General features: G+C 72.2%; 10 protein-coding genes. 6 read left to right on the top strand and 4 right to left on the bottom strand.

Going from position 1 to position 12,113, the window contains the following annotated elements; genetic code table 11:
• Positions 1–594 precede the first annotated feature (594 nt).
• Positions 595–1,119 carry a MarR family winged helix-turn-helix transcriptional regulator gene (locus ACWGPE_RS04720; RefSeq protein WP_231431818.1) on the bottom strand — a complete coding sequence of 175 codons (525 nt, stop codon included), beginning with the start codon at positions 1,117–1,119 and terminating at the stop codon, positions 595–597.
• Positions 1,120–1,221: 102 nt separating this feature from the next.
• Here ACWGPE_RS04720 and ACWGPE_RS04715 point away from each other — a divergent pair, with 102 nt between their 5' ends.
• Positions 1,222–1,794, top strand: a complete 573-nt coding sequence (locus ACWGPE_RS04715) for an NADPH-dependent F420 reductase (protein WP_231431817.1) — start codon at positions 1,222–1,224, stop codon at positions 1,792–1,794.
• A 74-nt stretch (positions 1,795–1,868) separates the two neighbouring features.
• Here the strand turns inward: ACWGPE_RS04715 and ACWGPE_RS04710 are convergent, their stop codons facing one another.
• Positions 1,869–2,705, bottom strand: a complete 837-nt coding sequence (locus tag ACWGPE_RS04710) for an MBL fold metallo-hydrolase (protein ID WP_231431816.1) — start codon at positions 2,703–2,705, stop codon at positions 1,869–1,871.
• Between the two features lie 71 nt (positions 2,706–2,776).
• On the opposite strand from ACWGPE_RS04710, the gene ACWGPE_RS04705 reads away from it, so the two are divergent.
• The 3 genes from ACWGPE_RS04705 to ACWGPE_RS04695 all read left to right on the top strand — a co-directional run bounded on the left by ACWGPE_RS04705 (position 2,777) and on the right by ACWGPE_RS04695 (position 6,466).
• Positions 2,777–3,478 (top strand): NUDIX hydrolase, encoded by a 702-nt coding sequence (locus tag ACWGPE_RS04705; protein WP_275506440.1) that lies wholly within the window; start codon positions 2,777–2,779, stop codon positions 3,476–3,478.
• Between the two features lie 2 nt (positions 3,479–3,480).
• A complete protein-coding gene (locus ACWGPE_RS04700) occupies positions 3,481–4,944 on the top strand; it encodes a phytoene desaturase family protein (protein WP_275506441.1) in 1,464 nt (487 codons plus the stop codon).
• Positions 4,945–5,011: 67 nt separating this feature from the next.
• Positions 5,012–6,466 (top strand): lipase maturation factor family protein, encoded by a 1,455-nt coding sequence (locus ACWGPE_RS04695; RefSeq protein WP_452048247.1) that lies wholly within the window; start codon positions 5,012–5,014, stop codon positions 6,464–6,466.
• Positions 6,467–6,478: 12 nt separating this feature from the next.
• Here ACWGPE_RS04695 and ACWGPE_RS04690 read toward each other — a convergent pair whose 3' ends face one another.
• Positions 6,479–7,861 (bottom strand): MDR family MFS transporter, encoded by a 1,383-nt coding sequence (locus ACWGPE_RS04690; protein ID WP_231432381.1) that lies wholly within the window; start codon positions 7,859–7,861, stop codon positions 6,479–6,481.
• A 164-nt stretch (positions 7,862–8,025) separates the two neighbouring features.
• On the opposite strand from ACWGPE_RS04690, the gene ACWGPE_RS04685 reads away from it, so the two are divergent.
• Positions 8,026–9,153 (top strand): AI-2E family transporter, encoded by a 1,128-nt coding sequence (locus tag ACWGPE_RS04685; protein WP_231431812.1) that lies wholly within the window; start codon positions 8,026–8,028, stop codon positions 9,151–9,153.
• A 54-nt stretch (positions 9,154–9,207) separates the two neighbouring features.
• Here the strand turns inward: ACWGPE_RS04685 and ACWGPE_RS04680 are convergent, their stop codons facing one another.
• The gene (locus ACWGPE_RS04680) at positions 9,208–10,566 is read right to left on the bottom strand and encodes a GNAT family N-acetyltransferase (protein WP_231431811.1); all 1,359 of its coding nucleotides are present in this window, start codon (positions 10,564–10,566) and stop codon (positions 9,208–9,210) included.
• A gap of 215 nt (positions 10,567–10,781) precedes the next feature.
• Between ACWGPE_RS04680 and ACWGPE_RS04675 the strand changes: the two genes are divergently transcribed.
• Positions 10,782–12,068, top strand: a complete 1,287-nt coding sequence (locus tag ACWGPE_RS04675; RefSeq protein ID WP_275506444.1) for a multidrug effflux MFS transporter — start codon at positions 10,782–10,784, stop codon at positions 12,066–12,068.
• The last annotated feature ends 45 nt before the right edge of the window (positions 12,069–12,113 follow it).

The following is a 12,113-nucleotide window of genomic DNA, read 5'->3' as shown; positions in this document are numbered from 1 at the left end:
GTCCTGCAGGGGTGTGGAGTTGTGGACTTGTGTCCTGCAGGGGTGTGGAGTTGTGGACTTGTGTCCTGCAGGGGTGTGGAGTTGTGGACTTGTGTCCTGCAGGGGTGTGGAGTTGTGGACTTGTGTCCTCGTTCCCCAGAGCGATGTCCACGCAGGATCGACGCCGACGCGTGGAACCGATGCCGACGCGTGGAACCGGCGCCGACGCGTGGAACCGGCGCCCACGCACGGAACCGGCGCCCCACGCGACGGACCGGCGTTCAAGGGACGGATCGACGATTCCCACGCGACGGGCCGGCGCTGAAGGGAGGGATCGACGATTCCCACGCGACGGGCTGGCGCTGAAGGGAGGGATCGACGATTCCCACGCGACGGGCCGGCGCTGAAGGGAGGGATCGACGATTCCCACGCGACGGACCGGCGCCCGCACGCGGGATCGGCAATGCCCGTACGCGGGATCGGAGTCCATGCGGGGGACCGGCTGACCCCGCGTGCGAGATCTGCGATGAGTCTCCGCGGCACCGGCGCCCAGGCGGGTGAAGCCGGCAGGGCGCACTCCCGACGAGCTCGGGAGGCCTCAGCGAATCGAGGCCACTACCCCGCGAGGGTGCGGACGACCGGGCCCTCGCTGAACTGGCACGACGTCGCGGTGAGCCGCTCGTCGGGGTCGAGCTTCGCGAGCACGGCGCCGGCGATGACGTAGAGCTGCTCGAGCTGCTCGGCCGTGAGCGCGTCGAACACGTTGGCGCGCACGGTGTCGACGTGCCCGGGCGCCGCCTCGGCCATGAGGTCGAGCCCGGCCTCGGTGATGGTCGCGTTCGTGGCGCGACGGTCTTCGGGACACGGGAAGCGGCGGATCAGGCCGCGCTCCTCGAGCCGGCGGGCGACGTGCGACAACCTCGGCAGTGTCGCATTCGTGCGGGAGGCGAGCTCGGTCATGCGCATCGTGCGCGAGGGGGCGTCGGCGAGCGCCATGAGCGCGACGTACTCGAAGTGGGTGAGCCCGGCGTCGCGCAGCAGCTGCGCGTCGAGCGCGCCGGGCAGGAGCTCGGCGACGGCGATGAGGCGCACCCACGCCGCCGATTCCTCGGCGTTGAGCCACTTCGTGTCGTCGGTCATGCGGCCAGTCTACCGCAATAGTTGACGAGACAACTTATTTGCCCTAGAGTGATGGTTGTCGAAACAAGTAATCGCGTCGACGAGGCGCGGGGAGGAAAGACAATGACGACCGTCAGCATCATCGGGAACGGCAACATGGGCCAGGCCATCGGGGGCATCGTCGCCGCAGGCGGCAACAGCGTCGAAGTGCTCGGCCGCGATCTCTCGCAGCCGGTCACGGGCGACATCGTCGTGCTCGCCGTGCCCCACTTCGCGATCGCCGAGATCGCCGAGGCGCGTCGCGCCGAGCTCGCCGGCAAGATCGTCGTCGACATCACCAACCCGCTGGACTTCGAGACGTTCGACTCGCTGGTTCCCGCTTCCGACAGCTCGAAGGCCGCCGAGCTCGCCGAGCTGCTGCCCGAGTCGCGCGTGCTCAAGGCGTTCAACACGAACTTCGCCGCGACCCTCGCCTCGAAGACCGTGGGCGACGAGGAGACGACGGTGCTCGTCGCGGGCGACGACGCGGTGGCCAAGCAGGCCCTCATCGACGTCGTGCGCGCCGGCGGCGTCAAGGCGATCGACGCCGGTGCCCTGAAGCGGGCCCGCGAGCTCGAGTCGATCGGCTTCCTCCAGCTCACGCTCGCCGTGCAGGAGAAGATCGGCTGGACCGGCGGCTTCGCCGTCGCGGCCTGACCTCCGCACCTCGCCGTATCGATCGAATCGCCCGGTTCCCCGCGGAGCCGGGCGATTCGGCGTCGGAGTGGGCGTCAGGCCAGGTCGCGCAGGTACGCCAACTGGGCGCGCATGGATGCCTCGGCCGCACCCCGCACCGAGGCATCCGTGTCGGCGTAGACGAGATCGGTGACCTCGCCGACCGTCGCATCCGCGCCGAGCCGGGCGAGCGCGGCGCGCACCTGGTCGAGTCGCTCGGCGCGGTGGGCGAGATACGCGTCGCAGATCGCGGCGAGGTCGGGCAGCTCGGGGCCGTGGCCCGGCAGGACCGCGACCGGGCCGGGGGTGCCGATCGCGCGCAGGCGCTCGAGCGAACCGAGGTACGGGCCGAGCGCCCCGTCGGGATCGGCGATGATCGTCGTGCCCCGGCCGAGCACGGTGTCGCCCGTGAGCACCGCGCGCGGCGGGTCTGCGTCGGCGGCGGCTCCGGCGCTCGCACCGGCTTCGCCGAGCAGTGCGAAGCACACCGAGTCGCGCGTGTGACCGGGGGTGGCGACGACTTCGAGCGCCAGGCCGGCGGCGACGATGCGCTCGCCGTCGGCGAGGGGGGCGGCGTCGCGGCAGAACGTCGGGTCGATCGCGCGCACCGGAGCCCCGGTCAGCCGGGCGAACGCGTCGATCGCCTCGGTGTGGTCGGCGTGATGATGGGTGATGAGCACGAGTTCGACGGGAGCGGCGGCGAGGCGGGCGAGGTGGCCGGCATCGGCGGGCCCCGGGTCGACGACGACGCTCGTGCGCGCGCCGGGCGCCTGCAGCACGTAGCTGTTCGTGCCGTCGAGCGTCATCGGGCCGGGGTTCGGCGCCAGCACGGCGCGCGCGAATCGCGACGGCCCCGCGGGGTCGACGTGCGGCTGGTCGGCGGGCTCCTGCATGTCGGCAGTGTAGCGGCGGCCTCGGCGCACGAGGTCTGGCCCGGCCGCGGCCACCGGCTTAGGCTGAAGGGATGGACACCGTGCCCGAGTCCCGGTCCACCTCCACCTCCGTCTCCGTCGCCGCCCCGCCCGCCACCGGCTCCGCCGCCACCGTCGTGCTGCTGAGGGACGGCGAGCTCGGCGTCGAGGTGCTCCTCGCCGAACGGCCGAGCGATCGCGGCTCGTTCGCGGGCGCCTGGGTGTTCCCCGGCGGTGCCGTCGACGACGGCGACCTGCACGGCACGCCGCGCGACGGCATCGACGCCGCCCGGCGTGCCGCGGTGCGAGAGGTCGCCGAGGAGGTGGGTCTCGTGCTCGCCGCCGACGAGCTCGTGCCGTTCTCGCGGTGGACGCCGCCGAAGGGGGCGCCCAAGCAGCTCACCACCACGTTCTTCGCGGTGCGCGTGCCCGACGGCGAGTTCCGGCTCGCCGCAGACGAGGTCGTCGCGGTCGACTGGCTGCGGCCGGCCGACGCGCTCGAGCGGCACGCGGCGGGCGAGCTCACGCTCTGGCCGCCGACGTGGGTCACGTTGCACGGCCTCGCGGGCGTCGACTCGGTCGACCACGCGCTCACCGCCTTCGCCTCGGGCGACATGCTCGAGTACGTGGCGCGTCGCGACGACGCCCGGCGCATGGTGCTCTGGCAGGAGGACGACGAGGTGTCGGGCGCGAGGGGCCACCGGCACCGGCTGCTGATGGACCGCCTGCCCTGGGTCTACCAGCGCGAGTTCTGACCGTGGCCGACCTCACCGTCGTGGGCTCGGGGCCGAACGGCCTCGTCGCCGCGGTCGTCGCCGCCCGGGCCGGCCTCTCGGTTCGTGTGCTCGAGGCCGCCCCGACGCTCGGCGGCGGGGTGCGCACCGCCGAACTCACCCTGCCCGGGTTCCGGCATGACGTGTGCTCGGCCGTGCACCCCGCCGGGCTCGCCTCGCCCGTCTTCCACAAGCTCGGCCTCATCGACGGCCCGCATGCCCCCGAATGGGTCGTGCCCGAGGTCTCGTACGCCCATCCGCTGCCCGGCGGGCGGGCCGGCATCGCCTGGCGCGACCTCGACCGCACGGCCGACGGGCTCGGCGTCGACGGTCCGGCGTGGCGCCGCCTCGTCGCACCGCTGCTCGCCCGCCAGCGGGGGGTCGTCGCGTTCACCGGTTCGCAGCTGCTGCAGGTGCCGCGCGACCCGATCGCCGCCGTGCGGTTCGGGCTGCGTGCGCTCGAACAGGGCACGGCCGCGTGGAACTCGCGCTTCAGGGGCGACGTCGCCCCCGCGCTGCTCACCGGGGTCGTCGCGCATGCCGCGGGCGCGATGCCCTCGCTCGCCTCGGCCGGCGCCGGGCTCCTGCTCGCGATGCACGGCCACGGTGTCGGGTGGGGACTGCCCGTCGGCGGGTCCCAGGCGATCGCCGACGCGCTCGTCGCCGAGCTGCGCGAGCGCGGCGCCGAGATCGTGACCGACGCGCCCGTTCGCGCGCTCGACGAGGTCTCGGGCTCGCGGGCGGTGCTGCTCGACACGTCGCCCGAGCTGCTGTTCTCGGCCGACCTGCCGGGTCGCTACGAACGGGCACTCCGCCGCTACCGCTACGGTTCGGGCATCGCGAAGGTCGACTTCGCGCTCGACGGGCCGGTTCCGTGGGCGAACCCCGCCGTGGGGCTCGCGCCGACCGTGCACGTCGGCGGCAGCCGGCGCGAGATCGCGCTCGCCGAGAACGCGGTCGCGCGAGGCCTGCAACCCGGGGTGAGCCTGCAGGTGTCGGGGCACGGCGGGGCGCCGAGGCATCCCTACGTGCTCGTCTGCCAGCCGAGCGTGGTCGACGCGACCCGCGCACCCGCCGGCAAGCACGTGCTCTGGGCGTACACGCACGTGCCGGCCGGGTCGACGCTCGACGCGACCGAGCTCGTGACCGCCGCCGTCGAGCGGTTCGCACCGGGGTTCCGCGACGTCGTGCTCGCGTCGGCCGCGAGCTCGGCGGCCGAGGTCGGCGCGTACAACGCGAACTACGTCGGCGGCGACATCTACTCGGGGGAGCTCACGCTCGCACAGCTCGTCAAGCGGCCCGTGGTGTCGACGGCGCCATGGCGCACACCCGTCGAGGGGGTGTACCTGTGCTCGAGCGCGACCCCGCCGGGGCCGGCCGTGCACGGCATGAACGGGTGGTACGCGGCGAAGCTCGCGCTCAAGGAGCGGTTCGGCATCGGCGCCTGAGGGGCTCTGAAGTCTCGAGGCGGTTCCGCTCCTATTCGCCCGACGGGCCCGGGCGTAGCGTGGACATGTGGACTGGACCGCCTGGTTCGACGCGCACGACTACGAGGTCGCCCGCCAGGTGCTGCAGCGCGGCGTCGCGGCGCTCGCCGTGGTCGCGTTCGTCTCGACGCTGAACCAGTTCCGGCCGCTGCTCGGCGAGCGCGGCCTGCTGCCGGTGCCCGAACTCCTGCGCCGGGCGAGTGCGCCCGGTGCGCGACTGCGGGGGCCGAGCCTCTTCCGCTGGGGGTACTCCGATCGTCGGCTCGTGGTCGTCGCCGCGACCGGCATCGTGCTCGCGGCATCCCTCGTCGCCGGCCTGCCGCAACTGGGGCCGCCCTGGCTGCCGCTCGTGCTGTTCCTCGCGCTGTGGGTGCTGTACCTGTCGGTCGTGAACGTCGGCCAGACCTTCTACGGCTTCGGGTGGGAGATGCTGCTGTGCGAGGCGCTCTTCACGGTCGCGTTCCTCGGCTCCGACGAGGTGCCGCCGCCGGTCGTGACGATCGTCGCGGTGTGGTGGCTCGTCTTCCGGCTCGAGTTCGGGGCGGGCATGATCAAGATCCGCGGCGGGCGCGAGTGGCGCGACCTCACCGCGCTCATGTACCACCACGAGACGCAGCCGATGCCCGGCCCGCTCAGCAGGCAGGCGCACCTGCTGCCGCCGTGGTTCCATCGGGGCGAGGTGCTCGGCAACCACTTCGCGCAGCTCGTGGTGCCGTTCCTGCTGTTCGTGCCGGGGCCGGTGGGCTCGGCGGCCGCGGCGGTCGTCATCCTCACGCAGCTGTGGCTCATCGTCACCGGCAACTTCGCCTGGCTCAACTGGATCACGGTCGTGCTCGCGGCCTCGGCGATCACCGATCCGGTGTGGCACCGGCTGATCCCCGCGATTCCGGCCGACCTCGGTTCGGATGCCTCGGGCTCGCCGCTCTGGTTCACGATCGTGGTGCTCGCGGTGGGCGCGCTGATCGTCGTGCTCAGCTGGTGGCCGCTGCGCAACCTGTTCGCGCACCGCCAGCTCATGAACGCGAGCTTCAACCGGTGGATGCTCGTGAACGCCTACGGCGCGTTCGGCACCGTCACGACGCGGCGCATCGAGATCGTCGTCGAGGGCACCGACGACGAGGTTCCCGACGAGGATGCCTCCTGGCGGGAGTACGGCTTCAAGGGCAAGCCGGGCGACCTGCGCGCGCTGCCGCGCCAGTGGGCGCCCTACCATCTGCGGCTCGACTGGCTCATGTGGTTCCTGCCGCTCGGCCGCATGTGGGAGCCGTGGTTCGCGGTGTTCCTCGAGCGGCTGCTCGCGGCCGATCCTGCGACGCTCGCGCTGCTCGCGCACGACCCGTTCGACGGGGCGCCGCCGCGCTGGATCAGGGTGCGGGCCTACCACTACCGCTTCGCGACTCGCGCCGAGCACCGCGCGACCGGCGATCGCTGGGTGCGCACCCTCGAGGGCGAGGTCATGCCGCCCGCGGGCCGCTGGGACTGAGACCGGCTGGGCTCAGCTCGCGGCGGCGGCCTCCACGGGGCGGTGCTCGATCTCGTCGACGCGGGCGCGCGGCATCGCGACGGCGGCGATGATCGTGAGCACCGCCGCGACGGCGACGGCGAAGAACACCGCGGCCGACGCGGCCTGGATCGCGACGGGGGAGTGGTCGCCGAGCCCCGACCGGGCGATCGCGCCGTTCGCGATCGCGCCGAAGATCGCGACGCCGACGGCACTGCCGACCGACCGCAGGAACATGTTGGCGCCGGTCACGACGCCGCGCTCCTCCCACGGCACCGACGACTGGGCGGCGATGAGCGTCGGCGAGGCGATGAGCCCCAGGCCGAGGCCGACGATGAAGCACGCGATCGCCGTGGTCACGACGTTCGGCACGAACGACACCGCGAACAGCGCGATGCTGCCGAGCACCGCGATCGTGATGCCGATGAGCGCCGTGTTCTTGAACCCGATGCGCAGGTACAGCCGGCCCGAGTTCGACGCCGAGATCGGCCAGCCGAGGGTGAGCGCGGCGACCGCGAGTCCCGAGACGATCGGCGTCGCGTCGGCCGTGATCTCGAGGAACGTCGGCACGTACGACGTGAGCCCGATGAGCACGGCGCCGACGCCGAGCGAGATGAGCGAGGTCGTCACGATGAGGCGGCGCGAGAAGACCCAGAGCGGCAGCACGGGTTCGGCTGCGCGCAGTTCGATGAACACGAACGCGACGAGCAGCACGGCGCCGACGCCGAAGGCGACGAGACTCTGCCACGAGAGCCAGGCCCAGGCCTGTCCGCCCTCGAGCACGCCGAGGATCACGAGCGTGAGCCCGACGGTCAGCACGATCGAGCCGGTCAGGTCGATGCGATGCTTCTTGCGCTCGAACGACTCGTGGTAGGCCCGCCAGAGCATGAGCGCCGCGATGAGGGAGAGCGGGATGTTGATGAAGAAGATCCAGCGCCACGACAGGAACTCGGCGAACACCCCGCCGAGGGTCGGGCCGAGCACCGACGACGCCGCCCACACGCTCGCGATGTAGCCCTGCACCTTGGCGCGCTCGCGCACCGTGTAGATGTCGCCCGTGATGGTGATCGAGACCGGCAGCACGGCGCCGGCGCCGAGGCCCTGCACCGCGCGGAACACGATGAGCGACGTCATGTCCCACGCGAACCCGCAGAGCACCGATCCGACGAGGAACAGCGCGATGCCGACGAGCATGATCGGCTTGCGGCCGACGGTGTCGGCGAGCTTCGCGTACACGGGCACCGACACCGCCTGCGCGAGCAGGTAGATGGAGAACAGCCACGGGAACTGCGCGAACCCGCCGATGTCGCGCACGATCGACGGCACCGCCGTCGCGAGGATGGTCGAGTCGATCGCGATGAGCCCCGTCGCGAGCATGACCGCGATGAGCACCGGCCCGCGCTCGGATCGGAAACCCACACCTGCTGCGTCGCCCACGCCACTCCTCACCCGGGCGCGCGGCGGCGCCCCGTTGATCACAATCGCCGCGGCATCCGTTTCATTCCCGGGGGATGCCTCGGCGCGGCGGTAGCGTCGGCACCATGCGAATCCGTACGAAGCGTGCGCCGGCGGCGCCACCGCCCGCGGCCGAGGTGACGAGCGACGGCGATGCGCGCTCGCCCGAGGTGAAGATCCGTGCGTTCCGCATCGGGTTCGTCGGCGCGATCGGCGTGCTGCTCGCCCTCGTGCTCGGCGGCATCGTCGGGCAGCTGGGCACGGTCATCCTCTACGTCGCGCTCGCGCTCTTCCTCGCGCTCGGCCTCGACCCGGTCGTGAGCTGGATGCAGCGACGGGGGCTGCCCCGCTGGGCTGCGATCCTCATCGTGTTCGCCGTCGTGATCGGCCTGTTCGTCGGGCTGATCGCGACGATCGTGCCGATCGTGGTCGAGCAGACGACCTACGTCATCGAGAACTGGCCCGCGATCGTCGAGAACGCCCAGCACAGCGACCTCGTCATCTGGCTCAACGGCATCACCGGGTCCGAGGACGCGATCAAGGGAGCGATCGAGTCGGCCGGCGAGTGGCTCGCCGATCCGGCGAACCTCGGCTCGCTCGGCGGCGGAATCCTCGCCGTCGGCGCCGGCATCGCGGGCGGTTTCACCGGGGCGACCATCGTGCTGATCCTCACCCTGTACTTCCTCGCCTCGCTCGACTCGATGAAGCGCTACGCGGCGCGGTTCGTTCCTGCGTCGTCGCGTGCCGGCTACCGGGACGTGTCGGAGGAGATCACCGGGTCGGTCGGCCGATACGTCATCGGGCAGGTCAGCCTCGCCGCCGTCAACGGCGTGCTGAGCCTCTTCTTCCTGTCGATCATCGGGGCTCCCGCGCCGATCCTGCTCGCGTTCATCGCCTTCCTCTTCTCGCTGGTCCCCCTCGTCGGAACCCTCACGGGTGCGGTCATCATCTCGCTCGTCTGCCTCGCCGCCGGGCCGTACACCGCGCTCGCCGCGGCGATCTACTACCTGATCTACATGCAGGTGGAGGCGTACGTGCTGAGCCCCCGAATCATGAACCGCGCGGTCGCGGTGCCCGGAGCCCTCGTGGTGATCGCGGCGGTCGCGGGCGGCACGCTCGGCGGCGTGCTCGGTGCGCTCGTCGCCATTCCGGTCGCGGCGTCGCTCATCATCATCATGGAGAAGGTCGTCTTCCCGCGGCAGGACTCGATCTAGCCGGCGGCCCCGAGCCGGCCCGGGAGCGGCCGACGAACGAGGGCGCTGACACCCTCAGAACCAGATGCTGAGATGCGGGGTGCGCGGCGACGCGAACACGCGGTCGGCCAGCGCCAGCGAGCCGGGCGTCGTCTCGACGATGCGTCCGGCGCGGGCGAGCAGCGACGGCGCCACGTCGCCGAGGTAGATCGCACCGAGCTCGGCGACGCCGAGGCGCAGTCCCAACCCCTGTGCGGGCCTCGACCGGCGCGCGGCGCGAGCCGAGGCATCCCCGCCGTTCGACTCGGCCCGTCGCACCTCGGCGTGGCCCTTGGCCGAGAACTCGATCTCGAACCGGCCGGCCGCGTACCCCTGCGGGTCGTCGATGTCGAGCACGAGCGACCCCGGGCCCGAGTAGCGCCGCGCCTCGAGCGCGGCGACCGGGTCGAGGATGCGCAGCCAGAGGTGGTCGGTGACGTCGCTCACGGTGATAGCGCGCCGATCGGCGATGAGCCAGGGCAGCGCCTCGTCGACCGAGCGCAACCGGCCGCGCACCCGGGAGACGAGGTCGTGCTCGGTGAGGAATCGCCAGAGCGCGCGCTCGGCCTCGTCGGTCGCCGCTGCGAGGAAGTCGAACTCGAGCACGCCCGCAGGGTCGTCGTGCTGCGGACGGATCCGGTACACGACGAACCCCTGCGGCTGGTCGTGGCGGTCGTCGTAGCGGGCGACCCGAACGGCGCGCGATCGCTCGCTGTCGGGGTCGTGCGTGCCGAGCACCCGGTCGAGCAGGCCCGGCCAGCGGTCGATCTCGCCGGGCGTGCGGGCGACGGCGCGTCGGGCGATCGCGCCGGCGGCGGTGCGCATGACGTCGGGCGCGACGAACTGCACGCGACCGGGCTCGGCCGGAGTGATCCATTCGACGCGACGACGCTCGACCTCGACGGTCGAGATGCGCGCAGCGGGGGCGTACCCGTAGCGGGCGTAGAGCGTGGCCTCCGACGCCGTGAGCATCGCGAGCGAGGCGCCGGCCGCCTGCGCGTTGCGCAGCTCGGCCTCCATCATCGCGCGGGCGATGCCGCGACGGCGGTGCGTCGGGGCGACGGTGACCGACGCGACGGCCCAGCTGTCGACGCTGCGGCCGCCAGGCACGCTGAGCCCGGTCGGCCAGCTCGCGGTCGTGGCGACGGGAACCTCGGGCGCGTCGAGCGTCGGGTCGTAGACGGCGGTGACGCGGCGGTCGGCGATCACCGACAGTTCGCGGGCGAACTCGGCGGCACCGGCTCGCCCCTCGTTGAATCCGCGTCGGTCTGCCTCGACCCACGCCTCGAGGCCCTCGCGTTCATCGGGACGGACGACGCGGTACTCGAGGCCGCGCGCCGCGAGCGCGGCCTCGGCCTTCGGATCGAGCGGGATGTCTCGGAGATCGAACGGCACCGATCCAGCCTACCGACGCGGGGCACCGCGCGGTCGGGCCGATCGATGCACGATCTCCGCGGCGGGGGAGGTCTCGGGCTTGATGGCGAGGCACCCGCGTCGGGTAGAATCGTGTCTTCTCGAATCCTTTCGAATCGATTCGAGTTCGGCGTCCGACGGCGTGCGCCGACGCATCCAGCCTTTCTCCCTCCCGCCTCGAGCACGCCAGGAACCGCATGTCCGCCACGAGCCCCATCCCCATCATCCGCCCCGACGACACGCGGTCGACGCCGGTCGTCTCGACGCACCCCGGCGACGCGCTGTCCAGCCGTCAGCGGCTGGTCTACGTGCTCGTGCTCGGCGCGCTCACGGCGCTCGGGCCGTTCACGGTCGACCTCTACCTGCCCGCGTTCCCGGTGCTGCAAGACGAGTTCGGCGTCTCGGCCGCCGCGGTGCAGATCACGCTGACCGGCACGATGATCGGGTTCGGCTTCGGCCAGCTCATCGTCGGCCCGTGGAGCGACAAGGTCGGGCGGCGGCTTCCGCTCATGCTCTCGACCGCACTGCACATCGCCGCATCGGTCGGCGCGGCGCTCGCGCCCGACATCGCGTGGCTCGCGGCGTTCCGCCTGTTGCAGGGCTTCGGGGCGGCGGCGGGCGGCGTCGTCGCGATGGCGATGGTGCGCGACCTGTTCGGCGGCAAGCCGCTCGTGAAGATGCTGTCGCGGCTGGCCCTCGTGAACGGCCTCGCGCCGGTGCTCGCGCCCGTGATCGGCTCGCAGCTGCTGCAGGTCATGGACTGGCGCGGCATCTTCTGGGTGCTCGCCGGCTACGGCGTCGTCGTCGTGCTGTGCGTCGCGTTCCTCATCGTCGAGACGCTGCCCCCGTCGCGCCGGCACGTGTCGGGGCACTCGACGATGCGCGACCGGTACGCGGCGCTCTTCCGCGACCGCGTCTACCTCGGTGCGGCCCTCGTCGGCGGCATGGTGTTCACGGGCCTGTTCGGCTACCTGTCGACCTCGTCGTTCCTGTTCCAGGAGGTCTACGAGTTCACGGCCCAGCAGTACGGGCTGCTCTTCGGCGTCAACTCGGTCGGCATCATCATCGGTGTGCAGACGAGCTCGCGGCTCATGCGCGGGCGGGTCGCGCCGCAGTGGATCCTCGCGGTCACGACCGTGGTGCTCTTCGGCTCGGCGATCGCGATCGGCGTGCTCGACGTGACAGGTGCGGGGCTCTGGGGCACGATCGTGCCGCTCTTCCTGTTCATCACGGCGTGCGGATTCTCCTTCCCTGCGGTGCAGATCCTCGCGCTCGCGTCGCACGGCAGCGAGGCGGGCACGGCGGCGTCGCTGCTCGGCGCCCTGAACTTCGGGCTCGCGGGGCTCATCTCGCCCCTCATCGGCCTCATGGGCGTCGGCAGCGCCCTGCCGATGGCGGTCGTGATGACGGGCGCCGCGGCGGTCGCGATCATCGGCCTCTGGGCGCTCGTGCGCCCGAAGACGGTGCCGCCGCTCACCGACTGACCGGGGTCGCGCCGTTGCGCCGCCCCGCCACCACCTCGGGTTAGC

The organism is Agromyces sp. NPDC055658 (genome assembly GCF_053618155.1).
Note: the sequence above shows the minus strand (reverse complement) of the source record. Positions and strands in the feature narration are given on the sequence as shown.